The 25326-nt window shown below is 68.6% G+C and carries 27 protein-coding genes and 1 tRNA gene; 6 read left to right on the top strand and 22 right to left on the bottom strand.

The annotated features are described in order from the left end of the window. The first annotated feature begins 56 nt into the window (after window positions 1-56). Both CFB18_RS16420 and CFB18_RS00535 read left to right on the top strand, forming a co-directional pair. Window positions 57-278, top strand: a complete 222-nt coding sequence (locus CFB18_RS16420) for a zinc ribbon domain-containing protein (protein ID WP_407083995.1) — start codon at window positions 57-59, stop codon at window positions 276-278. A 57-nt stretch (window positions 279-335) separates the two neighbouring features. Continuing rightward, entirely contained in the window at window positions 336-560 is a 225-nt protein-coding gene (locus tag CFB18_RS00535) for a hypothetical protein (protein WP_088569864.1), read from the top strand. Here CFB18_RS00535 and CFB18_RS00540 read toward each other — a convergent pair. The 15 genes from CFB18_RS00540 to CFB18_RS15170 all read right to left on the bottom strand — a co-directional run bounded on the left by CFB18_RS00540 (window position 499) and on the right by CFB18_RS15170 (window position 14249). Further along, window positions 499-1689, bottom strand: coding sequence for an AI-2E family transporter (locus CFB18_RS00540; protein ID WP_088569865.1), 1191 nt, complete (start codon window positions 1687-1689; stop codon window positions 499-501). The two genes, CFB18_RS00535 and CFB18_RS00540, sit on opposite strands and share 62 nt — an antisense overlap. Window positions 1690-1776: 87 nt before the next feature. Then, a complete protein-coding gene (locus CFB18_RS00545) occupies window positions 1777-2796 on the bottom strand; it encodes a molybdopterin-binding protein (protein ID WP_088569866.1) in 1020 nt (339 codons plus the stop codon). Then, window positions 2793-3569: an XdhC family protein gene (locus CFB18_RS00550; protein WP_088569867.1), complete on the bottom strand. Its 777-nt coding sequence runs from the start codon at window positions 3567-3569 to the stop codon at window positions 2793-2795. The genes CFB18_RS00545 and CFB18_RS00550 overlap by 4 nt, the downstream gene beginning before the upstream one ends. Window positions 3570-3588: 19 nt before the next feature. Then, the gene (locus CFB18_RS00555; RefSeq protein ID WP_088569868.1) at window positions 3589-3900 is read right to left on the bottom strand and encodes an XdhC family protein; all 312 of its coding nucleotides are present in this window, start codon (window positions 3898-3900) and stop codon (window positions 3589-3591) included. A 23-nt stretch (window positions 3901-3923) separates the two neighbouring features. Next, window positions 3924-4490 (bottom strand): Uma2 family endonuclease, encoded by a 567-nt coding sequence (locus CFB18_RS00560; RefSeq protein WP_088569869.1) that lies wholly within the window; start codon window positions 4488-4490, stop codon window positions 3924-3926. 27 nt (window positions 4491-4517) lie between these two features. Continuing rightward, window positions 4518-5735, bottom strand: a complete 1218-nt coding sequence (locus CFB18_RS00565) for a vWA domain-containing protein (RefSeq protein WP_088569870.1) — start codon at window positions 5733-5735, stop codon at window positions 4518-4520. 32 nt (window positions 5736-5767) lie between these two features. Beyond that, window positions 5768-6685 (bottom strand): AAA family ATPase, encoded by a 918-nt coding sequence (locus CFB18_RS00570; RefSeq protein ID WP_088569871.1) that lies wholly within the window; start codon window positions 6683-6685, stop codon window positions 5768-5770. Window positions 6686-6826: 141 nt separating this feature from the next. Beyond that, entirely contained in the window at window positions 6827-7690 is an 864-nt protein-coding gene (locus tag CFB18_RS00575; RefSeq protein ID WP_088569872.1) for an FAD binding domain-containing protein, read from the bottom strand. 71 nt (window positions 7691-7761) lie between these two features. Beyond that, a complete protein-coding gene (locus CFB18_RS00580) occupies window positions 7762-10116 on the bottom strand; it encodes a xanthine dehydrogenase family protein molybdopterin-binding subunit (protein ID WP_088569873.1) in 2355 nt (784 codons plus the stop codon). Window positions 10117-10160: 44 nt separating this feature from the next. After that, window positions 10161-10637, bottom strand: a complete 477-nt coding sequence (locus tag CFB18_RS00585) for a (2Fe-2S)-binding protein (protein ID WP_088569874.1) — start codon at window positions 10635-10637, stop codon at window positions 10161-10163. A 101-nt stretch (window positions 10638-10738) separates the two neighbouring features. Continuing rightward, window positions 10739-11179, bottom strand: a complete 441-nt coding sequence (locus tag CFB18_RS00590; RefSeq protein ID WP_088569875.1) for an SRPBCC family protein — start codon at window positions 11177-11179, stop codon at window positions 10739-10741. Window positions 11180-11328: 149 nt separating this feature from the next. After that, window positions 11329-11997, bottom strand: coding sequence for an SOS response-associated peptidase (locus tag CFB18_RS00595; RefSeq protein ID WP_088569876.1), 669 nt, complete (start codon window positions 11995-11997; stop codon window positions 11329-11331). Between the two features lie 72 nt (window positions 11998-12069). Continuing rightward, a complete protein-coding gene (locus CFB18_RS00600; RefSeq protein WP_088569877.1) occupies window positions 12070-12975 on the bottom strand; it encodes a hypothetical protein in 906 nt (301 codons plus the stop codon). A gap of 10 nt (window positions 12976-12985) precedes the next feature. Then, window positions 12986-13717 carry a metallophosphoesterase family protein gene (locus CFB18_RS00605; RefSeq protein WP_088569878.1) on the bottom strand — a complete coding sequence of 244 codons (732 nt, stop codon included), beginning with the start codon at window positions 13715-13717 and terminating at the stop codon, window positions 12986-12988. 13 nt (window positions 13718-13730) lie between these two features. Next, entirely contained in the window at window positions 13731-14249 is a 519-nt protein-coding gene (locus CFB18_RS15170) for a hypothetical protein (RefSeq protein WP_159461497.1), read from the bottom strand. A 210-nt stretch (window positions 14250-14459) separates the two neighbouring features. On the opposite strand from CFB18_RS15170, the gene CFB18_RS00615 reads away from it, so the two are divergent. Together CFB18_RS00615 and CFB18_RS00620 are read left to right on the top strand one after the other, a co-directional pair. Beyond that, the gene (locus tag CFB18_RS00615) at window positions 14460-15062 is read left to right on the top strand and encodes a uracil-DNA glycosylase (protein ID WP_088569880.1); all 603 of its coding nucleotides are present in this window, start codon (window positions 14460-14462) and stop codon (window positions 15060-15062) included. A 22-nt stretch (window positions 15063-15084) separates the two neighbouring features. After that, entirely contained in the window at window positions 15085-16236 is a 1152-nt protein-coding gene (locus CFB18_RS00620) for an isocitrate/isopropylmalate family dehydrogenase (protein ID WP_088569881.1), read from the top strand. 49 nt (window positions 16237-16285) lie between these two features. On the opposite strand, the gene CFB18_RS00625 is transcribed toward CFB18_RS00620, so the two are convergent. From CFB18_RS00625 to CFB18_RS00635, 3 genes are all read right to left on the bottom strand, one after another. Next, window positions 16286-16783 (bottom strand): cupredoxin domain-containing protein, encoded by a 498-nt coding sequence (locus tag CFB18_RS00625; protein WP_088569882.1) that lies wholly within the window; start codon window positions 16781-16783, stop codon window positions 16286-16288. A 101-nt stretch (window positions 16784-16884) separates the two neighbouring features. Beyond that, window positions 16885-17700, bottom strand: a complete 816-nt coding sequence (mutM, locus tag CFB18_RS00630; RefSeq protein WP_088569883.1) for a bifunctional DNA-formamidopyrimidine glycosylase/DNA-(apurinic or apyrimidinic site) lyase — start codon at window positions 17698-17700, stop codon at window positions 16885-16887. Window positions 17701-17718: 18 nt separating this feature from the next. Then, window positions 17719-18690, bottom strand: coding sequence for an ornithine cyclodeaminase family protein (locus CFB18_RS00635; protein ID WP_159461498.1), 972 nt, complete (start codon window positions 18688-18690; stop codon window positions 17719-17721). A gap of 134 nt (window positions 18691-18824) precedes the next feature. Between CFB18_RS00635 and CFB18_RS00640 the strand changes: the two genes are divergently transcribed. Next, a tRNA-Asn gene (locus CFB18_RS00640) sits at window positions 18825-18897 on the top strand. 230 nt (window positions 18898-19127) lie between these two features. Here the strand turns inward: CFB18_RS00640 and CFB18_RS00645 are convergent. The 3 genes from CFB18_RS00645 to CFB18_RS00655 all read right to left on the bottom strand — a co-directional run bounded on the left by CFB18_RS00645 (window position 19128) and on the right by CFB18_RS00655 (window position 21173). Continuing rightward, complete coding sequence (locus tag CFB18_RS00645; RefSeq protein ID WP_088569885.1) at window positions 19128-20270, bottom strand: radical SAM protein; 1143 nt, start codon at window positions 20268-20270, stop codon at window positions 19128-19130. Between the two features lie 25 nt (window positions 20271-20295). Continuing rightward, on the bottom strand, window positions 20296-20772 hold the full coding sequence (locus CFB18_RS00650; RefSeq protein ID WP_088569886.1) for an RpiB/LacA/LacB family sugar-phosphate isomerase: 477 nt from the start codon (window positions 20770-20772) through the stop codon (window positions 20296-20298). Between the two features lie 68 nt (window positions 20773-20840). Then, window positions 20841-21173: a hypothetical protein gene (locus tag CFB18_RS00655; RefSeq protein WP_088569887.1), complete on the bottom strand. Its 333-nt coding sequence runs from the start codon at window positions 21171-21173 to the stop codon at window positions 20841-20843. Between the two features lie 147 nt (window positions 21174-21320). Between CFB18_RS00655 and CFB18_RS00660 the strand changes: the two genes are divergently transcribed. Further along, complete coding sequence (locus CFB18_RS00660) at window positions 21321-24557, top strand: ATP-binding protein (protein WP_088569888.1); 3237 nt, start codon at window positions 21321-21323, stop codon at window positions 24555-24557. On the opposite strand, the gene CFB18_RS00665 is transcribed toward CFB18_RS00660, so the two are convergent. Then, on the bottom strand, window positions 24554-25258 hold the full coding sequence (locus tag CFB18_RS00665) for a winged helix-turn-helix transcriptional regulator (RefSeq protein ID WP_088569889.1): 705 nt from the start codon (window positions 25256-25258) through the stop codon (window positions 24554-24556). The genes CFB18_RS00660 and CFB18_RS00665 overlap by 4 nt on opposite strands. Window positions 25259-25326 lie beyond the last annotated feature (68 nt).

Raw genomic sequence — 25326 nt, forward strand, 5'->3', positions numbered from 1 at the left:
CTTTCCAGCGCCTTCTGGTTCAGAAGGCGAGGTTTTACGGGGTTCCGGTGATTTTTGTGGGTCCGCAGAACACGTCCCGGGCGTGTCCGGTATGCGGCAAGGTGGGTGAAAGGCTAAGGGGACACGTCCTGACGTGCCCTTGCGGGGTGAGGATGAGCCGTCACGCGGCGGCGGCGGTGAACATCGCCCGCAGGGGGGTGGAATTCCTCGGGGGCTTGGGCCTTCGAGGCAGGGGTCGGTGGGCAACCCCGGTGGCCGGTCCTCTGGCCTCGGGCTAAAACCCAAGGCCACAACCGGAATACCCAGGAAACAACGTAAGTCCTAAAGAGGACAAGATGGCTCGCGTGCGATGCTATGCCGGCTCAACCTATCCGGAGCGCCCGGAGGCGTTTGAATGGGAGGGGGCGGAAAAACAGGTCGACCGGATCCTGCAGCGGTGGCGGACCCCTGAGGCCATCGGCTTTCGCGTGCGCACCGAGGATGGCATGATCTTCGATCTCATTTACGATCTTCGATGGGATCAGTGGACGGTGATCCCGCTGATCGCTCCCTCGCCCTGATGGCGTCCTCACGGGGTCGCAGCAACAGGAAGACCAAGCTGTAGCCGGCCCCGGCGATGGGGATGGCGAAGACGAACCCCCAGAACCCGAACAGGCGCACTCCGATCAGGACGGCGATCAGGGTGAGCAGGGGCGGCAGGCCGGTGGCCTCTCCTAGCATGCGGGGGATCAGGAATTGGAAAAGGATCTGCTGGTAGATGAACAGGATCAGCCACATCCAGAGCCCCGCCGTCCACGCGCCCTGAAGCCAGAGGGTGAGGGGCGGGCCCCACAGGGCGATAGGCGCCCCGATGATGGGGATCAGGATGATGGGGGCGGAGAGCAGCGCGATGAGCCCGGAAAAGGGCGCCTGGAAAGCCAGCATCACCAGGAGGGTGACCAGCCCGTTGAGGAGCGCGATCAGGAGCTGCCCTCGCAGGAATCCCCCGAAGGTGCGGTCCAGGATTCGGGCCGTCGCATACATCTCATCGTGATAGTGGGGTGGGATCAGGGAGAGGATCTGCCGGGAGATATTGCGCCAGTCCAGCATTATATAGTAGCTCAGGGCCAGGATCAGCAGGAACTCCACGACGCCCCCGCCGACCTGTCGGGCCGTCTCCACCAGGATCGGGAAGAGCCACCCGGCTCCTTGGCGCGCCAGATCCTGCCAGGCCTCCCGGGAGGGGAGGAGGGCTAGGGCTTCGGGCGGGATGTTCAATCGCATGGCCAGCTCCCGTTGCATCCGGACCATCTCCTCGGGCAGGTGCTGAAGCCGTTGGGGGAGGAGGGCCGCCAGATCCAGGGCCTGGCGGATCAGGAGGGGGATGCCTAACATAAGGGCCAGCAGGAGCAGGCCCAGCAGGCCGGTGTGGATCAGCGTGGCGCCCAGCGCGTAGGGGATTCGAAGGCGGGCGAGGCGGCGCAGCGCGGGAGGCGCTCCCCGCTGAATCAGGCGCTCCAGCCACGCTTCCGGGAACAGCCCGCGATCCATCCAGGCGACCACCGGGTGCAGGATGTAGGCCAGCAGCCCCGCCAGGGCCAGCATGCGGGCCAAGTCGGCGAACAGGCGGAACAGCTGCCAGAGCCGCTCGGTGATGTAGATCAGCGCCGCCAGGCTGATCAGGATCAGCACGAGGCGCGGGATGCGCACGCGTCAGTGCCCCTGAAGCGGGTTCTGGATGGATTTTACCGGCTTTCCTGGGCTTCAGCGGAGCCTTCCAAGGGGAAGGACTTCGCCTCAGGAAGAGGTTCCGAGGAGGCGAGGGGCCGGGCGCTCCTCTACATCTTCGAGGAGCCCGCCGTGTCCCATCGTGGCGATCTCCTCACGGGTGAGCCGCAGGCCGGCCATCAGGCGCGGGATCACCCAGTCCACTACATTCCGGTGCCGGCTTCGGGCGCAGCCCGGCGCTCCCAGGATCGGGACCTCCCCCCGATAGGCGATGAGGAGGAGGTTCCCCGGATCGACGGGGGCCCCGAAAGCCTCCACAGTCCCGCCGATCCGCCGGATCGCCCGAGGGGCGATGTCTTCCTCGTCCATGATCGCCGTCTCCCCGGCCAGGATCAGGAAATCCGCCCCTTGTTGGAGAGCGGCCTCCATCGCCCGGGCCAGCTCGGCTTCCTCGTGTCGCACGGTCTGGGTCCCGAGCCATATCCCGCCGCATGCGTCCACCCGTTCCCGGAGGGGCGCTTCAAAATCGGCGATCAGCCGGGGCCAGACGGCGGGGTGGCCGGAGAGGATCAGGGCGACGCGGCGGGGCTGGAAGGGGTAGACGCCCAGGAGCGGGCGGTTGTCCTGAAGCAGCGCCTCCGCCTGGATCACGATCGCCTCCGGCAGGGCGAAGGGGATGATCTTGAGGCTGGCGACGATCTGGCGGGCCCGCACCACGCTCCCTCGCGTCAGGGTCGCCAGCGTGACCCCGGGGAGACGGTTCAGCTGGGCCAGCCGGTCGGGCTCGACGAGGAACACTCCGGCTCCATCTGCAAGGAAGTTCACCCGTCCCCCTGCAGCCGGCATCGGGCGTAGGCCGGGCCCCTCGCAGGCCCGGGCGATGCGGCGGGCTGCCTCCTCCTCCCCGATGTCGCCGGGCTCCAGCTCGGCGACCACGACCTCCCGATATCCCTCTGTCCGGAGACGGGCGACGTCCTCCGGCGTCAGGCGCCGACCTTTGCGGAAGATGCGGTTCCCCTGCGCATCCGCGATGTTGTGGGCCAGGATGCGTCCGACGGCCTGCTCCACTGGGACCGGGCCGAACTTCATGCGGGGGCCTCCTGGGCTTCCTCCTGGGCTTCCGGGGCGCGGACACGGGGGATCTGCCGGTTCCGCTCGGCGATGATCTCCGCCATGATGCTCAGGGCGATCTCCTCCGGGGTTCGCGCGCCGATGTCCAGCCCGATGGGGGCGTGGAGCCGGGCCAGCGTGGCCTCGTCCAGCCCTTTGCGGCGGAGGCGCTCCAGCCGGCGGGCGCTGGTCTTCCGGCTGCCCAGGGCCCCCACATAGAAGGCGGGGCTCCGCAGGGCGGCCATCACCGCCGGATCATCCAGTTTGGGGTCGTGGGTGAGGACCGCCACGGCGGTGTGCGGGGTGATCAGGTCGGGGAGCGCCTCGTCCGGCCAGGCGTGGATCATCCGATCCACATGGGGGAAGCGCTCCGGGGTGGCGAAGGTTCGACGGGGATCGATCAGGTAGACCCGCCAGCCCAGGATCTTGGCGATGGCGGTCAGGGCGATGCCGATGTGGGTGCCCCCCACGATGAGGAGGAGCGGTGGTGGCACGTGGGACTCGATGTAGATCTCCACTTCGCCCTCCGGCGTGGGGAGATGCACGGTTCCGGAGTGGCCGAGGGCCAGATAGCGCCGTGCGATCTCCTGAACCCGGGCGTCCAGCTCCGGATGCCCGGCCGTCAGGCCGTCCCCGGTGGCCTCTATGATCCATTTGGCGCCCAGCCAGGCCTCCGGACCCCGGATCACTGTGGCCACCGCGATGGGCTCCTCCCGGCGGATCGCCTCCCGCACCCGTTCGAACCAGTTCATGGCCTCGCTCCCTTTGCGTTCACGGGAGGGGCTCGATGAAGACCTCGATGGTGCCCCCACAGGCCAGGCCCACGTCCCAGGCCATTTCGTCGCTGATCCCGAAGCGGACTAGGCGAGGGCGGCCGGTGCGGAGCACCTCCTGGGCGATCTCGAAGACGGCGCCTTCCACACAGCCGCCGCTCACGGAACCGGCCATCTCCCCGCCGGAGGAGACGGCCATCTTGGCCCCCACGTCCCGCGGGGCGGAGCCGATGACCTTCACCACCGTCGCCAGGGCGACCCGTTCCCCCCGCCCTTTCCACCGCTCGATCGCTTCCATCACCTCTCGCATGGGTGCCTCCAGCAGGAGGTTGCTCAAAGCGCGCCCTCGAACAGGTCCTGGACGGGATACCGGAAGCCGGGGAGGACGTCGCCGCCGTCCAGCTCGGCGGATTCGTCGAGGAGGCGGAGGGTGCCGTCGGGCTGGAAGGCGGTGACGGTGCGGCGGACAGGATCGACGACCCAGACCAGGCGGGTGCCGGCCTCCAGCCACTGGCTGACCTTGTGGAGGAGGTCGGGGTAGCGGTCGAAGGGGGAGAGGATCTCCACCGCCAGGTCGGGGGCGCCTTCGAAGAAGCCGGAGGGGAGGCCTTCCGGAGGCAGGCGGTCGGCGCGGATGAAGGCGATGTCCGCTGCCCGCACCGTGTCGGGATCCCGCCGCAGCACAAACCCTACCTTGCCGGTGACCAGAATCCCTATAGGGTGCTCTCGTAAATATGTCCACAGCAGCGCGACGATTCGGGCCTCCATGTATCCGTGGCTGAGCCCGGTGGGGCTCATGGGGACGAGCCTCCCCTCGATGAGTTCGTAGCGCGCTTCCTCTCCCAGGGCCAGGAGGTCCTCCGCGGTCCACAGGCGCTCGGCTTCGCGTGGGATGGCCATCGTCACCTCCCCGGTTCCTATTGCCGGTCACTCCGGTTCTCCGGAGGGGACAGGCCGGGCGAGCCCGGAGCGGCGGGCGGAGCGACGGGAGGGGAGCCGTTCCAGATGAGCGGCCAGCTGCTCCAGGCTGGCCAGGTTGTGCACCGGCAGGAAATCGTCGATGTAGGGCAGGGCGGCCTGCATCCCCCGGGTCAGGGGCTGATACCCCGGGATCCCGAGCAGGGGGTTCAGCCAGATCAAACGATAGCACGATTTCTGAAGCCTTTCCATCTCCCGCCCCAGGAGCTCCACGTCCCCACGGTCCCATCCGTCGCTGATGATCATCACCACCGCTCCGCGGCCCAGCACCCGCCGGCCCCAGTCGCGGTTGAAAACGTGCAGGCACTCGCCGATGCGGGTCCCGCCGGACCAATCCACCACCGTGCGGCTGACCTCGCGGAGGGCTTCGTCCAGATCCCGGTGGTGCAGGCAGCGGGTGATGCGGGTGAGGCGGGTGCCGAAGACGAAGGTCTCCACGTGGCGCCGGGTGTGGCTGAGGGCGTGCAGGAAGTGGAGGAGCATGCGGGCGTAGCGCTCCATGGAGCCGCTGATGTCGCACAACACCACCAGCGGCCGGGGCTTGCGCTTGTGGGTGCGCCAGAGCAGGCGCACCCACTCCCCATAATGCCGCATGCTCCGGCGCAACGTTCGCCGCAGATCCAGGTGCTCTCCGCGGGGCCCCGGGCGCAGCCGGCGTGTCTCCCGTTCGGAGATCTGCCAGCGCAGGCGGGCCATGAGGCGGCGGACCCGCTGGATCTCCTCCTCGGAGAAGCGTTCGAACGGTTTGCGGCGCAGGATCTCGATGGGGCTGTAGGTCATCGCCCGATCCGCGAGGATCACCGGCGGGGCCTCGGGGTTCTCCGATCGCGGCTCCGGGGCCGGGGGATGACCCACCTCCGCGGGGCGGGGCCGGTTCTCCTGCCGACGGATCGGTCCGGGGGCCGTGGAGAGGAGGCCGGGCGGCAGCTGCCCCCCCATCAGGGGGTTGCGCCAGAACCATTCGAACACCCGGTCGAAGGTCTCCAGGTCCTCCCGGCGGCAGACCAGGGTGCAGCGGGCGGCATGGTAGAAAAGCTCCCGGTCCTCCAGGGGGATCCACTCCAGGGCGCGGATGAAGGCTACAATCTGACCGGGGGTGATGGGCACCCCCGCCGCCCGCAGCGTGCGCCCGAACCGGATGATATGATGCAGCAGGTAGCCCGCCATCCCTCCGCCTCCGCTGGCGGGTCCCATTCCCATCACGCGCTTCCAGGGGCCATCTCGGCCCGCAGGAGGGCTTTCGCCAGCAGGTCTTGGGCGATCTCCCCGCGCACCTTGAGCACGTCGTCCTGATACTTCAGCAACACCCCGAGGGTCTCATCGACCACCGTCGGGTCCAGCTCCGTCCGATCCAGGGCCAGCAGGGCGGCGGTCCAATCCAGGGTCTCCGCCACCCCGGGCAGCTTGTAAAGATCCAGCCGTCGGAGCTCCTGGACGAAGGCCACGATCTGCCGGGTCAAGCGCTCCGGGGCCTCCGGGATGCGAGCCCGCACGATCTGGATCTCCTTCTCGAAGGAGGGGTAGTCGATCCAGAAATAGAGGCAGCGGCGCTTGAGGGCGTCGTGGATCTCGCGGGTGCGGTTGGAGGTGATCACCACCACCGGCGGCTGCTCCGCCCGCACCGTCCCGATCTCCGGGATAGTGATCTGCCAGTCGGAGAGCAGCTCGAGGAGGAACGCTTCGAATTCCTCGTCGGCCCGGTCCAGCTCGTCGATGAGCAGCACGGGCGGGCGGCCGTTCTTCGCCTCCAGAGCCTGGAGGAGGGGGCGTTTGATGAGGAAGTCCGGGCTGAAGATCTGCTGGCGGATGCGCGCCTCATCCCGCTCCCCGGAGGCCTCCAGCATGCGGATCTGGAGGATCTGGCGGGCGTAGTCCCATTCGTAGACCGCGCTGTGGACGTCGAGCCCCTCGTAGCACTGGAGGCGGATGAGCTCGGTTTCGAGGAGATCGGCCAGGACCTTGGCCACTTCCGTCTTGCCGACGCCGGGCTCGCCTTCCAGGAAGAGAGGGCGGTTGAGCCGCAGGGCCAGGAAGATGGCCGTAGCCAGCCCGCGCTCGGCGATGTAGCGATGGGCCTCCAGGGCCCGGATCACCTCATCGATGGAACGGAGGAACACCGGTCTCTGCCTCCGGAACGAGTTATCCGGGAACACGGATCACGGATTATTCTAACACGCTTGCTTAGAATTCTGGGTGGGAAAAAGCACGGGGCGGGCCTCCAGAGAGCCCGCCCCGAAGCGCTCCTTCTCCTTCGGCGGTCATCCAGCTGCCCGTTCCGCCGCCCGGAGCAGGGCGCGGCGGGTCAGCACGGCGCAGAGGTGGGCGCGGTAGGCGGCCGAGGCGAAGGGATCGCTCAGCAAGCCCTCCGGGCTCACCATGTTCTCCGTGGCCGCCCGCACCGTCCCCTCATCCAGCCGTTTGCCGGCCAGGGCCTGCTCCACGTTCGTGGCCCGGAAGGCCTTGGGGGCGGCGCCGGTGACGCCGATCCGGGCCTCCCGGCAGACCCCGTTTTCCACCCGGACCACTGCGGCGACCCCGACCACCGCGTATCGGGAGGCCGGGTGAGGGAACTTTTCGTAAGCCCAACCGGTGCCTTTGCCCAGAACCGGCACGTGGACCTCGGTGAGGATCTCGCCGGGCTGGAGGGCCGTGGTCAGCATCCCCACGAAGAAATCATCGGCCGCGATCGTTCGCTCCCCGTTCGGGCCCACGGCTTTGATCGTCGCCCCCAGGGCCAGCATGGCCGCCGGGTAATCCGCGGCCGGGTCGGCGTGGGCCAGGCTCCCGCCGATGGTGCCCATGTTGCGCACCGGCGGATCCCCGATGTGGGCGGCCACCTCCGGCAGCAACGGGCACCACTGCTTCAGCTCCTCGGAGAACTCCACCTCCCGGTGGGTGGTCAGCGCCCCGATGACCACCGTCCCATCGGTCCGGCGGATCCCCTTTAGCTCTGCCACCCGGCGGATGTCCACCAGCGCGGGCGGGCTGGCCAGGCGCAGCTTCATCAGGGGGATCAGAGAGTGCCCGCCCGCCAGGAGCTTCGCCTCCGGATGCTGCTTCAGGAGGTTCAGGGCCTCCTGCAGGGTGCTCGCCCGGTAGTATTCAAAGGATGCCGGATACATTGCCCCCTCCTCTCCGGTTCGGATCCGTGGATGGGAGGGGGAAGGGCGTGGAAGCCCCTCCCCCCTTTCGCCTATGCGGGGCGGGCCTCCCGGATGGCCCGCCAGATCTTCTCCGGCGTGAGCGGCATGTCGATGTGGCGGATCCCGAAGGGCGCCAGGGCATCCATCACCGCGTTGACCACGGCGGCGGTGGCGGCGATGGTCCCGGTCTCCCCGATGCCCTTCACCCCCAGCGGGTTGTGCGGGCACGGGGTCACGGTGTGGTCGATCTCGAAGGACGGCAGATCGTCGGCCCGCGGGAGGGCGTAGTCCAACATAGAGGCGGAGAGCAGCTGGGCGTTCTCGTCGTAAACGGCGCCCTCCAGCAGGGCCTGGCCGACGCCCTGGGCGATGCCCCCGTGGACCTGTCCTTCGGCGATCAGCGGGTTGATGATGCGTCCGGCGTCGTCCACCGCCACGTAGCGCAGGATCTTCACCTTCCCGGTCTCCGGGTCCACCTCCACCACGCAGATGTGGGTGCCGAAGGGGAAGGTGAAGTTCTTGGGGTCATAGAACGAGGAGGCCTCCAGCCCGGGCTCCAGGCCCGGCGGGTAGTTGTGGGCGAGATAGGCCTGGAGGGCGACCTCCTGGAAGGTCTTGAAGCGGTCGGGCACGCCCTTCACGTAGAACTTGCCGTCCTCGAAGACCACGTCCTCCTCGGCGGCCTCCAGCAGGTGGGCGGCGATCTTGCGGGCCTTCTCCTTGATCTTCTGGAGGCTCAGGACGATGGCGCTGCCGCCCACCGGGGCGCTGCGGCTGCCGTAGGTGCCCATCCCGAAGGGGACGCTCCCCGTGTCTCCGTGGACGATCTCCACATCCTCGATGGGGATGCCCAGCTCGTCGGCCACGATCTGGGCGAAGGCCGTCTCGTGGCCCTGGCCGTGGGTGTGGGAGCCGGTGTAGACGGTTACTTTGCCCGTGGGGTGCACCCGGACCAGGGCGCTCTCCCAGAGGCCGGCCTGGGCGCCCAGGGAGCCCACCACCTGGGAGGGGGCGATGCCGCAGGCCTCAATGTAACAGGAGAAGCCGATGCCGATGTAACGGCCCTGCTGGCGGAGCTCCTCCTGCTGCCGGCGCAGCGCTTTGTAATTGACAATCTCCAGGGCTTTGTTCAAGGCGCCTTCGTAATTGCCGCTGTCATACTGGAGGGCCACCGGGGTCTGGTAAGGGAACTTGTCCGGCGGGATGAAGTTCTTGCGCCGGAACTCCGCGGGGTCCTCCCCCAGCTCTCGGGCCGCCACGTCCATCAGCCGCTCTATCACGTAGGTGGCCTCGGGCCGCCCGGCCCCCCGGTAGGCGTCCACGGGAGTGGTGTGGGTGAAGACCCCTGTCACCTCGCAGTAGATGGCGGGGATCTCATACTGGCCGGAGAGCAGGGTGCCGTAGAGGTAGGTGGGGATGGCCGGAGCGAAGGTGGAGAGATACGCCCCCAGGTTGGCGATGGTCTTCACCCGCAGCCCCAGGACCTTCCCCTTCTCATCCACCGCCAGCTCGGCTTCGGTGATGTGATCGCGGCCGTGGGCGTCGCTCACGAAGCTCTCCATCCGCCGCGCCGTCCACTTCACCGGCCGGCCCACTTGCTTGGCCGCCCAGGTGACGATGGTCTCCTCCGGGTAAACGAAGATCTTGCTGCCGAAGCCGCCGCCGACATCCGGGGAGATCACCCGGAGCTTGTGCTCGGGGATGCCCAGGACGAAGGCGGCCATAAGCAGCCGGTGGACGTGGGGGTTCTGGCTGGTGACCCAGAGGGTGTATTCGTCAGTGGCCGGGTTATACTGGGCCATGGCCGCCCGGGGCTCGATGGCGTTGGGGATCAGGCGCTGGTTCACCAGCTCCAGCTTCACGGTCTTATGGGCCCGGCGGAAGGCCTCTTCGGTCTTCTCTTTGTCGCCGATGGACCAGCGGAAGCAGATGTTGTCGGGGGCCTCGTCATGGACGGCGGGGGCGCCGGGCTGGAGGGCCTTGGCGCCGTCGGCCACCGCCGGCAGGACCTCATACTCCACCTCCACCAGCCGCACCGCATCCTCCGCCGTATAGCGGTCCTCGGCGATCACCACCGCCACGATCTCCCCCACGTGGCGGACTTTGTCCACGGCCATGGGGTAGTGAGGCGGCAGCTTCATCCCGGGGAGCAGCCAGCCGCAGGGGAGGGACTTCACCCCACTGTCCACCATGTCCTTGCCGGTGAACACGGCGATCACCCCGGGATGCTGTAAGGCCTTTTCCTTGTGGATGGCCCGGATCCGGGCGTGGGCGTGGGGGCTGCGCACCATCGCCGCATAGACCAGGCCGGGCAGGGTGAGATCGTCCACATAGGTGCCGCGCCCGGTGATGAAGCGCGGGTCCTCTCGCCGTTTCATCGCCACACCGAAATAGCGCGTCGCCATCGCCGCCCTCCTTCGCAATCTCCAGGATGGGAGGAAGACCGGACTCAGGCCTGCACGCGGAGCTTCTCCGCCGCGTAGCGCACGGCCCGGACGATGTTGTGATAGCCGGTGCACCGGCAGTAGTTGCCCTCCAGGGCGTGGCGGATCTCCTCATCGGTGGGGTTGGGGTTGCGCTGGAGCAGATCGTAGGCGGAGAGGATCATGCCGGGGGTGCAGAAGCCGCACTGGAGGCCGTGCATCTCCCAGAAGCCCTCCTGGAGCGGGTGGAGCTGGCCATCCCGCGCCAGGCCCTCGATGGTGGTGATCTGGGATCCATCGGCCTGGACGGCGAAGACTGTGCATGACTTCACCGCCTTGCCGTCCATCAGGACCACGCAGGCGCCGCACTGGCTGGTGTCGCACCCCACGTGGGTCCCGGTCAGCCCCAGGACGTCCCGGAGGAAATGAACCAGGAGCATCCGGGGCTCCACCTCCCGCTGGTAAACCTGACCGTTCACCGTGACCGTCACCGGAACTTTCATGGGCCCCTCCTGTCCGCAGGATGAAGGTTCCTGCCTTTCCCCACATTCCGATGGGCCGGAGCCCATCGGCGCGGTTGCCGGATCCAGCTTGAAGCGGTGGGTTAGGCAGTGGTCAGCAAGGCTTCCAGATTCTTCAGCCCCTGGTTCACCAACATCTGGGCCGTGGGCTCCAGGAGCCGGGCGCCCAGGCTCATCAGCAGCCCGGTCACCTTGGCCTCGCCCTCATAGTGCATGACGGTGCCCGCTTCATCGGCGGTGAGGTCGATGGTCCCGTTCGCATCCACCGTGCCCTGGGGACCCTGGGCCTGGATGCGGATGCGATAATGATTCGGAGGATCGATCTCGGAGAGGGTGATGCGGGCTTTGTAGCGGCCACTGATGGGTCCGATCCCGAGGCGCATCTCCGCCTCATAGACGTTGTCTCCCACCGGCTCCAGCCGCTCCACGCCCGGCAGCAGACGGGCGATGACCTGAGGGTTCATCAGTGCTCCCCACACCCGATCGATCGCCGTCGGGAACCGATAGGATCCCTGAAGCCGCATCCGAATCCCTCATCAGGGGTTGCCATCAAAGAGGCAATGGCGCTTCTGATTATACTGATCAGGCCGAGCGTTTGTCAAGCATCCGCCCACAACAATCCACAACTTGTGAATAAAATCCCTTTGTTGTGATATGAATCACGATATGGTTCTCAGGGGGTCGGATGGGGCTGGATGAGCATGGGGTCATCCACGTGGGGGGTGTTGACCCGGGGGGAGACGGGGTAGGCGATCATCCGGTCGGCGGGGTAGGGGCGCAGGGCCGCCCGCCAGGCGGCGGGCCCGGCGGATTCGTCCAGCCAGACCTCCTCGTGCTCCGGGAGGAGGATGACGGGCATGCGGTCGTGGATCGGAGCGACCCGCTCGTTAGCGGCTGTGGTGATGATGGTGAAGCTCTCGATGACCTGTCCGTCCGGCCCTTCCCAGCGGTCCCACAGCCCGGCGAAGGCGAAGGGCTCCCGGTCTTTCAAGCCGATCCAGTAGGGGATACGCCCGTGGGGGGTGCGTTGCCATTCATAGAAGCCGTCGGCCAGCACCAGGCATCGCCGCCGGTAGAAGGCCTCCCGGAAGCTGGGGCGCTGGGTCAGAGTCTCCGCCCGGGCGTTGATCAGCCGGTTCCCGATGGCCGGGTCCTCCGCCCAGTGGGGGATCAACCCCCAGCGCAGCAGACGGATCCGCCGGGTCCCGTCGTTGAGGAGCACAGGCAGGGACTGGGTGGGGGCGGCGTTGTAACGGGGTTGCCACGGCCCCTCCGGCCACTCCGCTCGGAACCGCTCCATCAGCCGCTGCGGCGCCGTGAAGATCGTGTACCGTCCGCACATAGGGGGCCCCCGCCGCCTTCTGTAGAGAATCTTACCGAGGATCCCCGGCCCGGGCGAACCCGGAGCCTGCCCCTATGGGACGGCGTTCGGGTCCACGATGTAACGCCACCAGTGATGGGAGATGCCATCCGTCTCCCCGGGCGCGCAGGGGAGATGCTGGAGCCACCACCGGTGATGTTCCCGGATGTCCCCGCCGCCCCACTCGGCGCAGTCCACCCATCGCCCCCGACCCCGCAGGTCCGGGAAGTGGAGCCAGTCGTCGCAGTAGCTCCAGACCGGGCGGGGGTTCCCCCAATCGTAATCCCGCTCGCTGTTCGGGGCGAAGTGGATGGTGCCGACCTCGGCCTGCCCGGGGGCGATGCGATCGTAGCGGGTGAAGCGCCGCCACATGTTCCGCTCCTCGGGGATCCCGGCGAACACCCGCTCCATGATCGCCTCGGCCCGATGCCCGAAGTTCTCCAGCATCTCGCCGACCCCGCGCTCATACGAGAAGCCCATGATCACGAACCGCCGCCCGGCGGCCTCGGCCCCCGGGAGCGGCGGCGCGTTGCACCAGAAGGCTCCCGGCCCGGCCATGCGGGACTCGTAGAACCCGAAGTAGGGGCCGCCGAACAGCCAGATCTCGTCGATCTCCCCGCGGGCCACGCGGCCGATCCCATCGCCGGCGGCGAGGATCGCCCGATAATCGGCGGTGTCCGGCTCGTGAGGCGGTTGCCGGCCCTCCAAGACCGCCCGGTAGGTCTCTAAAGTGTAGCGGAAGCCATCGATCTTGGGTGGGAAGATCGGGAGGTCCATGCGCGCCACCACCTGATATCGGACCGTTCCCCGGCTGCATGCCTCCAGGTCCGCGATGTAACCTTCCACCAGATCCTCCGCCCGGTTCCAGCCCATGGCCTGGGAGAGGGGGAGGCCGCCGGGGCCGGGCGGATCGAACACCATCAGGAGGACCCGTGGAGCGAGGATGGGCACGGCCGGCATTCGGGAAGCCCTATTCGCCATAGGCCAGGCGTTCGATTAGGAAGGGAGGGAACCCCAGGCGGCGCATCTTGGCCTGGGTCTCAGCGATGGGGTAGGGGACCCGCCGGAACGTCCAGGTCATCGCCTCCAGGTCCAGGATGGCGTAGGCGGCCCGGGGGTCGCCGTCCCGGGGCTGGCCGACGCTGCCTGGGTTGAGGAGCCACCAGCCCGAGGTGAGGTCGATGGGCTCGTCGTAGCGGGGCTTCACGATATGCAGGTGGGGCTTCTCGCGATCAGGAACATGGTAGGCGACGGCCACGTGGGTGTGGCCGAACAGCCCGATGCGCGTGGGGAGCGCCTGGAGGTTCTCCCAGGCGGTGTAAGGATCCAGGATGTATTCCCAGATCGGGGCGCGGGGGCTGCCGTGGGTCAGGGTGAGGCCCTCGCGTTCGGTCTGGGGCGGGAGACCCATCAGGTATTCGACCTGGCGCGGCGGCAACTCCTCCCGGGTCCACTCCAGCACCCAGCGGGCCGCCGGGTTGAATGTGCGCAAGGGGATCCGCCCGAGGACGCCCCAGTCGTGGTTGCCGGCGAGGGCGACGGCCGCCAGGACCTGGAGGCGATCGATGCACGCCACGGGGTCCGGCCCGTAGCCCACCAGATCCCCCAGGAACCACAAGGCGTCCCACGACCCCGCGTCCGCCAGCACCGCCTCCAGCGCCTCTAAGTTCGCGTGGACGTCCGAGAGCACCAGGATGCGCATGGGCTTCAGCAGGCTATGGAGTGGGTATTGGACTTGGGCTGGGATTAGGGGTGTGGGTGGGCGTGGGCGTGTCCGTAGGTGTCGCCGTAGGGGTGGGGGTGTCTGTAGGCGTCCCGGTCGCCGTAGCTGTCGGTGTGACCGTGGGGGTGAGTGTCGGTGTGGGCGTGGCGGTGGCGGTCCCGGTAGGGGTGGGGGTCGGCGTGTCCGTCGGCGTCGCTGTGTAGGTGGCCGTGGGTGTGGGCGTCCGGGATGGCGTAGGGGTGAAGGTGGGCGGGAGCCACTGGGTGGGCGTGGGCAGGCGGGTCTCGGTGGGGCCGAAGGGCACGGTGAAGGTCGGCAGCACCACCGGGGTGAGCGCCAGCGGCGTCAGGGTCGGGAACGGCGTGGGAGAGGGCGGGAAGGGAGCGGCCGGCCGGGCCATAGCCAACAGCACCCCACCCAGGAGATAGCAGGGCAGGGTGGCCAGGATGATGCTGATGAACACCACATACAGCGCGCGGGTCCGCGGCGGCAGCTGATCCAGCCAGTTCATCCGAGAGCGCTCCGGAAGGAAGATGGCTTCGCCCCCATTGTATGCGGGCCGTGATTCCCCGCAATCGATGGAAGGTGAAGGGAAGCCCCGCCCTTCGCCCGAAAGATCCGGCGCACCTTGTCAACGCCCGCCCGGCGTGTTTCAATGGGCTCCACAGCGCCGGCGCCCGGCGTGGGTCGCCGAGGCACTTATGGACGGAGGCAGCCCTCTATGGATGAGCTGGAGGCGTTGCATCAGGAGGTGCGGGGGTGCACCAAATGCCCCCTGGCCCGCGGACGCACCTTGGCGGTGCCCGGGGAGGGGCCGCGGAGCGCCCGGGTGATGTTCGTCGGGGAGGCCCCGGGCTTCCACGAGGACCGGCAGGGCCGGCCCTTCGTGGGAGCCGCGGGGAACTTCCTGACCGAGCTGCTGGCCTCCATCGGCCTGAGGCGGGAGGAGGTTTACATCACCAACATCATCAAGTGTCGGCCGCCGGGCAACCGGGATCCCTATATGGACGAGATCGAGGCGTGCAGCCCCTACCTGGACCGTCAGGTCGAGCTGATCAACCCGAAGGTCATCGTCACCCTGGGCCGGTATTCCCTGGCCCACTGGCTGCCGAACGCCAAGATCTCCCAGGTGCACGGCAAGCCGATCCGTGTGGGAAGTCGAGTGATCTTCCCCATGTATCATCCGGCGGCGGCGTTGCATCAGCCCGCCCTCAAGCGGACGGTGGAGGAGGATTTCCGCAAGCTGGGGGCCTTCCTGGCCGGGGCCTTGAAAGCGGAGGAGGAAGAGCCCCCGGAGGAACCTCGACAGCTCAGCCTGTTTTAAGCGTTCCGGGAGGGGATCCGGCATGGGATTGCGCGCGGAGGCACCGTGGACGATCGTGGTGATGGAAGGGGATCAGACCGGGCAGGAGCTGCTGGAGGAGGCCCTGCGGGTCCTGGATCCGGGGGTGATCCGCGTCCCTTTACGGTTCCTGCGTTTCGACCTGAGCCTGGAGAACCGGCGGCGCACCCGCAACGGCGTGGTGATCGAGGCGGCGGAGGCGATGAAGGAGGCCGGCTTAGGCTTGAAGGCCGCGACCATCACCCCGGAGGACCCGACGGATGTGGGCAGCCCCAACGCCATCCTCCGGGAGCGGATCGACGGCAAGGTGATCCTACGGGTCGGCCGCCGCATCCCGGGGGTCCGCCCCATCGGCGGGGTGGTGGGGCCCGTGGCGATCGTGCGCATGGCGGTCGAGGATGCCTACAACGCCCGGGAATGGCGGGAGGGAGAAGGCGCGGAGGAGGCCGCGTATCGGCTGGATCGGATCACCCGCCGGACCTGCCGGGCGGTGGCGGAGTTCGCCTTCTGGTATGCGCGCCGCATCGGCGCCAAAGTCTTCGGCGGGCCGAAGTGGACGGTGAGCCGGGTCTACGAGGGGATGTTCAAGGAGGAGCTGGACGCCGCGGCCCGCCGCTATCCGGATGTGCGCTATGAGCCCCAGCTGATCGACGCCACCCTGGCCCTCCTGTTCACCCGGGCCGCGGAGCCTCTGGTCATCCCATGCCTGAACCGGGATGGGGATCTGCTGAGCGACCTGATCCTCCAGATGTTCGGCTCCATCGCCGGCAGCGAGTCCCTGTTGCTTTCGTTCGACGAGGACCTGCGGGTGAAGGTGGTGATGGCCGAGGCGCCCCACGGCACGGCCCCCGCCCTCTACCGCAAGAACATCGCCAACCCCATGGCCATGATCCTGGCGGGGGCGGCGCTGCTTTCGTTCATCGAGGCGGAGGCCGCCCAGCAGGCCAGCCGGGCGATCTACGAGGCCGTCTTCGAAAGCGTCTACGATGGGATCGCCACGGCGGATCTGGGCGGCTCGGCCACCACCACCGAGTTCACCGACGAGGTGATCCGCCGGGTGAGCCGCAAGCTGGAGGTCTGGGAGGCCCTGCGGCTCACCGGAGGGGCTGCACGGCCGGGGCCGGCCGGCGTCTCCGCTTCTTCAGCGACGCGATGAGGGGAGGCCGCCGGAGGGGCCTCCCCTTTTCATCCTTCACCTTCAGCCTTCAGTAGTCATAGCCGTAATTCGATGGAGCGGGGGTCGGGGAGGGATAGGCGGACGGATCAGAAGGCGCCGCCTCCGAGCCCAGCTTCGGCTTCACGATGATGCGGCTGCGCATGCGGGTGTGGATGCTGCAGAAGTATTCATAGGTCCCCGGCTGCTGGAAGGTGAAGCGGAAGGAGTCCCCCGGGCGGAGGCAGCCGGAGTCGAAGGCCCCCGCCGGATATCCCGGCGTCCCGCTGGTGACGGTGTGCGGAATGCTATCCTCCCCGTTGACCCACTCGACGGTCGTGCCTACCTCGACCTCCAGCTCCGCCGGCTGGAAGGCGAAGTTCCGAATGGTGACCTGGGTCCCCTGAGCGGCCGGGCTCGGCGAGGGTGGGGGCGCCGTCGTGGGGGTCGGAGGGGCTGGGGCCGTGGGCGTGGGGGAAGCCGCAGGCGCGGCGCAGGCGGCCAGCGCCAGGCCGATCGTCAGGATGAGGATCCTTCGATCCCGAGACATCTCGCACCTCCTGCGCATGGGATGCGGAGAGCCGAGGCATGCCGCAACGCCCTCGCTCTCCGTGATAGAGATACGCAGCGCGCAGGAGGCCGGATGGCCGGTTAAGCAGGAGGAGGCTGGCAGACGGGACAGCAATAGGTGCTCCGGCCCTGCAGGAGGAGCCGGGCGATGGGAGTCTGGCAGCGCGGGCAGGGTTGTCCGGCCCGGCCGTAAACCCGCAGATAGCGCTGATGGGCCCCGGCCTTCCCGTCCGGCCGGCGATACCACTGGATGGTGGTCCCGTGGTGGCGCAGCCCGGCGCGGAGGGCGGCCCGGAGGCTCGCCCACAGGCGTCGGATCTCCGCGGGGCTTAGGGAGGAGGCCGGCCGCATGGGGTGCAGGCGGGCCCGCCAGAGGGCTTCGTCGGCATAGATGTTGCCGACCCCGGCGATCACCCGCTGATCCAGGAGCAGGGCCTTGAGACGGCCGCGCCGCCCGGATAGCCGCCGGGCGAGATCCTCGGGCCCGAAGTCGGGATCCAGGGGCTCCGGCCCCAGAGCGCTAAGGATGACCTCCGGGTCTTGAACCCAGTAAAGACGCCCGAACTTGCGGACGTCGCTGAACCGGAGGATCCGCCCGTCATCTAGGATGAAATCGGCCCGCGCGTGGGCGTCCGGCTCCGGGCGGGAGAGCAGGAAGAGACGGCCGGTCATCTTGAGGTGGATCAGCAACGCCCCCTGATCCAGGGCGAACCAGAGGAATTTGCCCCGCCGGCGCAGGGACCGAATGGTTTGTCCACGGATCCGCTGCGCGAAAGCATGTGGGGAGGGGGTGGCCACGCTGCGCGGCCAGCGCAGGATCACCCTCTCGATGCGGCGGCCGGTCACGCGAGGCTCCAGCTCGCGCACCAGCGTCTCAACTTCGGGAAGCTCGGGCATGGCGTTCCGCGCTCCTTCTCAATCGGGCAGGAGGTCCTCCAGGAACCGGATGCGCTCCCCGGCTCCCTGGGCGCGGGCGCGCTCATAGGCCACGGCGGCGACGGCGATGTCCTCCAGGGCGACGCCCAGGGATTTGAACAGGGTGATCTGCTCCGGATGCGCACGACTCACCCGACCGGCGACCACGTCCCTCAACTCGTAAACCCGCTCCCACTGCAGACGCCCCCGCTCCAGGGGTTCCAGGAAGTCCCCCGCCTCGATCTGCCCCTGCGCTCTGGAGTCGATGACGATGAGATCCGCCCGGGCGATGGCCTCCTCATCCAGCTCGCGGCGGAGGAGGGCGTTGGATCCGGCGGCGTTGAGGTGGACCCCGGGGCGCAGCCAGGCTCCCCGGAGCACCGGCTCCCGAGCGGAGGTGATGGTGATGAGGATGTCCGCGCCCTCGACGGCCGCCTCCGGGCGCTCCACGGCCTGCACCGGGATCCCCAGGGTTTCGCGCATGCGATGGGCGAAGGCGGCGCGGCGCTCGGGCGTGGGACTGTAGACCCGGGCCTCGGCGATCGATCGGACGGCGCAGACGGCCATCAGCTGCGTGGCGGCCTGGCGGCCGGCCCCGATCATCCCCACCACGCGGGCGTCGGGGCGGGCGAGGGAGCGGGTGGCCAGGCCGGTGGCCGCCCCAGTGCGCAGACGGCCCAGGCGGTCGGCCTCGATGATCGCGAGCAGCTCGCCGCTCTCCGCGTGGAAGAGCAGCACCACGAAGCGCGTCTGCCCACCCACCGCCGTGTAGGCCTTAAGGCCCACGTAGCCGGACTCGAGATCGCCCGCCGCCATCACGTGGAGCGTTCCGCCGGGCCAGCGGACTCGCTGGCGGGGCAGGTTGACGGCGCGGCCTTCCGCCTGGGCCCGGAACGTCCGCTCCAGGGCCTCGATGGCGTCACCGACGGACAGCAGGGCCTGCACCTCTTCCTCGCGCAGCAAAAGGGGCATCCCGGGTGCTCCGCCGTGAGGATGCAACAGGGACTGCGGAAGCGGCCTTCCACCTCTCATTCCCGTTGCTGGATATCCGCCGGCCCACTCATCCTTGACGGTCCGGCGGAGGCTTTTTATAATTTTAGTGACCTTCCCCGGTAGCTCAACAGGCAGAGCAGCCGGCTGTTAACCGGCGGGTTGGAGGTTCGAGTCCTCCCCGGGGAGCAGGGCCGCCGTCGTGGCGGCCTTTTTTGTTCAGCGCGAGGGAGGGGCCTGTGGCTTCCGATGAAGTTTTCGCGGCCGCCTGCGAAGATCCAGAGGGGATCCCTTTGTCCCTGAAGGACGATCGGTGTGAGATCTGCGGCTCCCCGATGGTGGAGATCCACTGCAAGCTGCGTTGTCCCAACTGCGGCCGGATGCGGGATTGTTCGGACCCGTGAGGGACGGGGCGGCTTTCAGGGGAGAGGGAGTGGAAGGGGATGCGGCAGCCGGCGTCCGTGGAGGAGGAGGAACGGCGCGGCCCGACGGAGGGAGACGCCCAGGGCGCTCAAGTGCTCCGGCTGGCTCAGGTGGCCTTCCCGTCGGGCGCGGAGGATGGCCCGTGCGGCCTTCGGCCCGATCCCCGGCACGCGGATCAGCTCCTCATATGAGGCCCGCAGGATCTCCACCGGACGTTCCCGGAGGGCCCGCCGGGCCCACGCCAGCTTAGGGTCTTCGTCCAGAGGCAGGTTCCCCTGCTCATCGAAGGGCAGTTCCTCCAGCCGGAACCCATACATCCGCAGGAGCCATTCCGCCTGATAGAGGCGCTGGGCCCGTTGCGGTGGAGCGGGCGGAAGACCCTCGAGCGGGGTGTCTGGCACAGGATGGAAGGGGGAGAAGTAGGCCCGGGCCAGGCCGATCTCCCGATGCAGCCGGGCCACGGTCTCCAGCAGCTCCCGATCGCTCTCCCCAGCGGCGCCCACCACGAACTGAGTAGTCAGCGAAGGCCAGCGTCCGGACCAGGTTCCGGCCGGTATCTCCTCCCGGCGGATCCGCCCGGCGGTCGTCAGCGCCGCCTCCAGCTCGGCGGCGAAGGCCTTGTGAGGGGCCAGGCGGGCCAGTCGCTCGGGGTTGGGCGCCTCCAGGTTGATGGAGACCCGGTCCGCCCATCGCATGGCCTCCCGGATCTGATCCGGCTCGGCCCCCGGCATCAGCTTCAGGTGAATGTAACCCCGGTAGCCATAGCGCCGGCGGAGCAGCTCCACCGTGGCCAGCAGACGATCCTGTGTGCGAACACCTCCGCCGATGATCCCCGAGCTCAGGAACAGGCCGTCCACCAACCCGCGCCGGTGCATCTCCGCGAAGAGGCGGGCGAGCTCGTCGGGCCGGAAGGTGGCGCGGCGGAAGGAGCGGCCGGCGCGGAAGGGGCAATAGAAGCAATCCCGCTCGCACGCGGAGGTCAGCAGGATCTTCAGCAGGCGGACCGGGCGCCCGGAGGCCCGGGCCTCGTAGATGCAATCCATCACAGGTTCCGGCGTCCGCCCGCTCGGGCCGGTCTCCTCGGCGGGCTCCCAGCGCGCGGCCTGGGTCAGCCATCGCCATCGGGTCTCGATGTCCATTGGGGCTCCTTCGTGCGCGGGGCGCTCAAGGGCGGCCGGAGGCCGGGGCCGGCTCCCGGAGATAGGTCCGCTCGATCTCCGCGACCTGGGCCAGACAGGCGTCGTCCTCCGGGTTGGGGATATAGCGGGTGCTGAACCAGGCCTCCAGGATCTCTTTGGCGACGGCTTCGGAGGCCCGCCGGAGGCTCATGCACAGGATGTTGGCGTTGTTCCAGAGGCGTGCCCCCCGCGCGGTCTCGGCGTCGTCGCACAGCGCCGCGCGGATCCCGGGCACCTTGTTGGCGGCGATGCTCACGCCGGTGCCGGTCCAGCAGAACAGGATGCCCTCGTCGGCCTCGCCCCGGGCCACCTTCTCCGCCACGATGCGGGCCACCTCCGACCAGGAGCGCTTCTCGCCGGCCAGCGGGCCCACCGGCTCCACCTCAAACCCACGGCGGCGCAGCTCCTCCAGGACCACATCCGTCAGATGGGTGCGCTCATCGCTTCCCACAACGATCCGCATGAGATCCCCTCCTTGCCTCCGGATCATTCCGTTGCGATCTCCGGCCCCCCGGGCCACTCTGGGGCCCCTCACTCCGGGCATTCGTGCTGGATCCCCTCGATCCATGTGATCACCCGCTGAAGCAGCGGGGCCTCCAGAGTCCATGCGCTCAGACGCGCCCGGGGTTCCAGATAGGCGTCCAGGATCCATATGGCGGGGCCCTCCGGGGCCAGCGCCGCCAGCCCGGTCGGGCCCCCGGCGGGAGTCCACACGAAGAGGGCCGCCCCGACCTGGGCGAGGGGCCCGGCGGCTTCCTCCCACCAGCCCAGGCGCTCCGGGATGGGGTCCGGCTCGATGGCCACCACGAGGGGCCCCCGATGGCGGTAGGGTTGGAGGGCCTGGAACACGATCCGGGGATCCATGGTCGCCTCCTCTGGTTTGATTATACGGAGCGAAGGGATGGCTGTCGAAGGACGCGCTTCGGGATGCGGAGGGATTCGCCGGGGATCTGATTTATGGAGTAACATAGCGAAGGTGAAGCTGCCAGGCCGCAGGTAGGAGACAGCGCGATGCGGATGAGCTTCGGGGTCCTCCCTGGGAACCTCGTGGGGCCAGGATCCGCATGGGGATGGGGATGGACGGCCATCGGCTTCCTGGTCCTCTTCGCGCTGTGGGGGCGGAGAGCGCAGGATCTGCGCGGGCTGCGCCGGGTGGACCCCTCCTCACTGGCGGGGTTCGCGCTGTTGGCCTTTCTCACCGCGCTGACGCCGGTGCTCTCATGGGAGCGCTTCTCCGGCCTCCCCTTCCGGGTGGGGTTCCCCCTTTTCCTCTGGCTTCCTTACCTCATCTGGGGAGGACAGCTGGGCCCCGGCGCGGTGGGGCTAATCGGTTTGCTGGCCGGGGCCGCGGCAGGGTTCCTACAGGACGGACGTTTCCTGCACCTCCCGTGGATCGTGGCTCTGGATGCCGCCCTCATCAGCGCGTTGCTGTTCCAGAACGATGTGGGGCGCCCCTTCCGCATCCTCCGGCAGCCGCTGGTCGCGGCCGGGATCGGCTGGGCGGGATGGGGGCTCTTCCAGGCGATCTCATGGGGAGCGTTCTATCCCTCCTGGCCCGAGGCCCTGGATGGAATCTGGACCCTTACGGCCACGGTGGCTCTTCCCTCCGGGGTCAGCGCGCTGATCTGCGGAGGTATCGCTCAGGTGTTGCATGCACGGTGGCCGGAGCGCTTCCGAACCCGCCAGCCTCCGCACTGGCCGGTTTACACCCATCGCATCCAGACTCGCTTTCTCGTCTTCTTCGGCCTCTGGATGAGCGTCCTGATCCTCGCCCTCTTCGGAGGGGTGGTCGCCCTGGCGATTCGGCAGGCCTATGAAGAGCGAACCCGGGCGCTGGACCGCGGGGTCCGGCGGGCCACGGAACAGTTGATGTATTTCCTCCACACGGGCGACACCCTGCTGATGGATCTGGCGGCCCTGGGCATTCCTCCGGATGCGATGCCTGTCACGGTAGCATTGACCCTCCAGCGCTTCGTCCAGACGGGGCCGATCTATCAGGCGGTGTTGTGGGTGGATGAGACAGGAGAGGTGCAGGCGGCGTATCCGGCCGAGGAGCGGTTGCGAGGGCTTTTGGTGCCGGAGCGGGCGGCCATGGCCCAGGCCCGTCTTGCCCGATCGGTGGTGCACACGGAAGTGCATCGCCTGCCGGACGGGCAGGCCGGCCTCTCGTTCGTGGCCCCGCTGGCGGGGGAGCCTGCGCGCGGCTTCCTGATCGGCCGCGTGCGGGTGGCCCAGCATCCGGCCCTCCGGGAGGTCTTGGCCTCGCTCTCGGAAATCGCGCCGGCCGGCCAGGGGTTCGTGGTGGATCGGGAGGGGCGGATTCTCATGCATCCCGAGGCGGAGGCCCTTCTGGATCTGTTCCCGCTCCCCGCGGCGCTCCCTGCTGGGACGCTGGTGCAGCCCATCATTTCTCCCTCCGGGACTGTGGAGGAGGTGCTCCTCCGGCGGCTTCCGGGCACCGATTGGTGGGCGGTGATCCGGTATCCCCGGGCCGCCCTCATCCGGCGGGCGGCGGAGCGGGCGCTTCCCGCCGGGGGGATCCTGCTGGGGTTCTCCCTCATCGGCGCGCTCCTTTTCGGCATCGTGAGCCGCCTTCTCGCCCGGCGGCTGGAGCGGCTGGCGAGGGCGGCCGGGCGCATGGCCGGCGGAGATCTGGAGGCTCCCATCCTGAGCGACGGGCCGGATGAGATCGGGCAGCTGGCGGAAGCGATGGAGCGCGCCCGGCACGGCCTGCGGGCTCGCATGGCCGATCTCTCTTTGCTTCTGGAGCTCAACAGGCGGCTGATGGAGGTGGAGGACCTGGCCCGGGGCCTTCCGGAGGTGGCCCGCGCCCTGGAGCGCGCCACTGCGGCGAACCTCGTCCGGCTCCTGCTCCCCGGCCCGGGTGGCTCCCTGCGGGTGTTCACCGCCGCCGGGGAGGTGCCGCCGGAGCCTCTGGATCATGCATGCTGGGAGCAGGTGGATGCACACACCGAGCCCGTGTGGATCGGCCCTGGGGTCCGCCCGGACGATCTCGCTCCTGCTCTCCGGTCGGAGCGCGCCCCTCGCGTCCTGGGAGTTTTCCCCATCCATCTCGGCGAGGAGCGAGTGGGGGCAGCGTGGTTGGCGTTTCCTTCCTCCCATCGGGCCGGTTCCTCGGAGCGACAGCTGATCCGTCTGATCCTGAGCCAGGCGGCGGTGTTCATCGCCCGGGCCCGTCTGTATGAGGCCATCACGGCCGAGCGGGAGCGACTCCGGGCCGTCCTGGAGTGCAGCCCGGATCCCTTAATGCTGGTGGACGCGCGGGGGAACCTGCTCGATCTCAACCCGGCCGCCGAGCGCTTCCTGGGGACGCATGCCTCCAGGGCCCTGGGCCAGCCGCTCGCGGCGTTGCTCCGGGACGCCGAGCTGCTCGCCCTGCTCCAGGAGGGGGTCCCGCCCGGCCAGGTGCGGAGCCGGGAGCTTCACCGGGCGGACGGCCGCGTGCTGTGGGCGGGCCGCTATGACCTGCGGCTGCGGGACGGACGGGAGATCGGGCGGCTTCTGTTCCTCCGGGACATCACGCCGTTCAAGGCGCTGGATCGCCTGAAGTCCGACCTGATCGCCGCTATCTCCCATGATCTGCGTTCGCCCCTCACGTATATGCGGGGCTTCGTCACCATGCTCGGCATGGCCGGCCCGCTGACCTCCCGCCAGCAGGAGTATGTGGAGAAGATCATGGGCGGCATCGATCAGATGACCCGCATGATCGAGGACCTGATGGACCTGCGGCGGATCGAGGAGGGGATCGGCCAGCGCGGGATCTGCCGCCTGGGAGATCTGATCCGGGACGTGTTCCATGAATTCCAACCCCAGGCGATGGCGCGGGGGCTCCGCATGACTATGGAGGTGAAGGCCCCCGGGGTCGTCCATGGAGATCCGGCGTGGCTGCGACGGGCGATCGCGAACCTGGTGGACAACGCCATCAAGTATACGCCGGAGGGGGGGACGATCACCATCGGGCTCGCCGAAGCCGGCGGGGAGGCGGTGATCTGGGTGCGGGACACGGGGATCGGCATCGCCCCGGGGGATCAGGCGCGCATCTTCGAGAAGTTCTACCGGGCGCGTCGGCAGGAGACGGCCCACGTGAAAGGAAGCGGCCTGGGGCTGGCCCTGGTGAAATCGATCGCCGAATGGCACGGCGGACGGGTCTGGGTGGAGAGCCGGCTGGGCCATGGGAGCACGTTCTATCTCGCGATCCCCCAGGCCCTTCCTTCGGATGCCCCTTAGGGCACCCGGAACCGGTAACCTAGCTGGCGGACGGTCTCCAGATAGCGAGGGTGGGCCGGGTCTTCTTCGAGGATGCGGCGGAGCCATCGGATGTGCACATCCAGGGTCCGGCTGCTGGATGGGCTTTCGGTCCCCCAGACCCAGCGCATCAGATCCCGGCGCGGAACCACCTGGCCGACCCGTCGCATGAGGATGGCGAGCAAGCGGCACTGCTTGGGGGTCAGACAGTAAATCGCGTCCCCGCGCTGCAACACCCGGCGCACGGTGTTCAGCCGGAAGGGCCCGACCTCGATGATCCCCTCATTCTCCATGGGGTGTTCCATCAGCATCGCCCGAACCCGGTGAAGCAGGCGCCGGGAGGAGAACGGCGCGATCAGGATCCCATCGTCCTGACGGCCCCACAGCGGGGCGGTCTCGCGCTCCACGATCAGCAGAACCGGCGCCTTCATCCGCCGTCGCAGACGCTGATAGAGTTCCATTCCATAGGAGGGGCTCGGTCGGTCCAGGAGGATGAGATCCGGCGGGGCCCACGGCCATGAATCCGCCGAGCGCCGCGCCCGGAGGGCGGCGAGCAGATCTTCAACCGCCAGCGTCTCGGCTCTAAACCCGTGACGCTGGAGGACCCGAAGCAGGTGGGCGTCCGGGCCGGCCCCTTCAAACACCACCCAGAGAACCTTCGTCTCTCCGCCGGATGGTTGCATCCCAGGATGCTCCTGTTCCGCGTCGATCTTGAAGGCGTGGGAAGCCGGGACAAGCTCCACAGGCGTTC

This window comes from Thermoflexus hugenholtzii JAD2 (assembly GCF_900187885.1).
Taxonomy (GTDB): domain Bacteria; phylum Chloroflexota; class Anaerolineae; order Thermoflexales; family Thermoflexaceae; genus Thermoflexus; species Thermoflexus hugenholtzii.

Excerpts from the sequence above, each read along its gene's own strand:
- CFB18_RS00585 (WP_088569874.1), bottom strand. The coding sequence starts at position 10,637 with ATGAAAGTTCCGGTGACGGTCACGGTGAACGGTCAGGTTTACCAGCGG.
- CFB18_RS00645 (WP_088569885.1), bottom strand. The coding sequence starts at position 20,270 with ATGGACATCGAGACCCGATGGCGATGGCTGACCCAGGCCGCGCGCTGG.
- CFB18_RS15170 (WP_159461497.1), bottom strand. The coding sequence starts at position 14,249 with ATGAACTGGCTGGATCAGCTGCCGCCGCGGACCCGCGCGCTGTATGTG.
- CFB18_RS00595 (WP_088569876.1), bottom strand. The coding sequence starts at position 11,997 with ATGTGCGGACGGTACACGATCTTCACGGCGCCGCAGCGGCTGATGGAG.
- CFB18_RS00565 (WP_088569870.1), bottom strand. The coding sequence starts at position 5,735 with ATGGCGGGCTACCTGCTGCATCATATCATCCGGTTCGGGCGCACGCTG.
- CFB18_RS00590 (WP_088569875.1), bottom strand. The coding sequence starts at position 11,179 with ATGCGGCTTCAGGGATCCTATCGGTTCCCGACGGCGATCGATCGGGTG.
- mutM (WP_088569883.1), bottom strand. The coding sequence starts at position 17,700 with ATGCCCGAGCTTCCCGAAGTTGAGACGCTGGTGCGCGAGCTGGAGCCT.
- CFB18_RS00660 (WP_088569888.1), top strand. The coding sequence starts at position 21,321 with ATGCGGATGAGCTTCGGGGTCCTCCCTGGGAACCTCGTGGGGCCAGGA.
- CFB18_RS00580 (WP_088569873.1), bottom strand. The coding sequence starts at position 10,116 with ATGGCGACGCGCTATTTCGGTGTGGCGATGAAACGGCGAGAGGACCCG.
- CFB18_RS00635 (WP_159461498.1), bottom strand. The coding sequence starts at position 18,690 with ATGCCCCTTTTGCTGCGCGAGGAAGAGGTGCAGGCCCTGCTGTCCGTC.
- CFB18_RS00620 (WP_088569881.1), top strand. The coding sequence starts at position 15,085 with ATGGGATTGCGCGCGGAGGCACCGTGGACGATCGTGGTGATGGAAGGG.
- CFB18_RS00665 (WP_088569889.1), bottom strand. The coding sequence starts at position 25,258 with ATGCAACCATCCGGCGGAGAGACGAAGGTTCTCTGGGTGGTGTTTGAA.
- CFB18_RS00535 (WP_088569864.1), top strand. The coding sequence starts at position 336 with ATGGCTCGCGTGCGATGCTATGCCGGCTCAACCTATCCGGAGCGCCCG.
- CFB18_RS00575 (WP_088569872.1), bottom strand. The coding sequence starts at position 7,690 with ATGTATCCGGCATCCTTTGAATACTACCGGGCGAGCACCCTGCAGGAG.
- CFB18_RS00625 (WP_088569882.1), bottom strand. The coding sequence starts at position 16,783 with ATGTCTCGGGATCGAAGGATCCTCATCCTGACGATCGGCCTGGCGCTG.
- CFB18_RS00615 (WP_088569880.1), top strand. The coding sequence starts at position 14,460 with ATGGATGAGCTGGAGGCGTTGCATCAGGAGGTGCGGGGGTGCACCAAA.
- CFB18_RS00550 (WP_088569867.1), bottom strand. The coding sequence starts at position 3,569 with ATGAACTGGTTCGAACGGGTGCGGGAGGCGATCCGCCGGGAGGAGCCC.
- CFB18_RS00655 (WP_088569887.1), bottom strand. The coding sequence starts at position 21,173 with ATGGATCCCCGGATCGTGTTCCAGGCCCTCCAACCCTACCGCCATCGG.
- CFB18_RS00545 (WP_088569866.1), bottom strand. The coding sequence starts at position 2,796 with ATGAAGTTCGGCCCGGTCCCAGTGGAGCAGGCCGTCGGACGCATCCTG.
- CFB18_RS00650 (WP_088569886.1), bottom strand. The coding sequence starts at position 20,772 with ATGCGGATCGTTGTGGGAAGCGATGAGCGCACCCATCTGACGGATGTG.
- CFB18_RS00560 (WP_088569869.1), bottom strand. The coding sequence starts at position 4,490 with ATGGCCATCCCACGCGAAGCCGAGCGCCTGTGGACCGCGGAGGACCTC.
- CFB18_RS00555 (WP_088569868.1), bottom strand. The coding sequence starts at position 3,900 with ATGCGAGAGGTGATGGAAGCGATCGAGCGGTGGAAAGGGCGGGGGGAA.
- CFB18_RS00600 (WP_088569877.1), bottom strand. The coding sequence starts at position 12,975 with ATGCCGGCCGTGCCCATCCTCGCTCCACGGGTCCTCCTGATGGTGTTC.
- CFB18_RS00605 (WP_088569878.1), bottom strand. The coding sequence starts at position 13,717 with ATGCGCATCCTGGTGCTCTCGGACGTCCACGCGAACTTAGAGGCGCTG.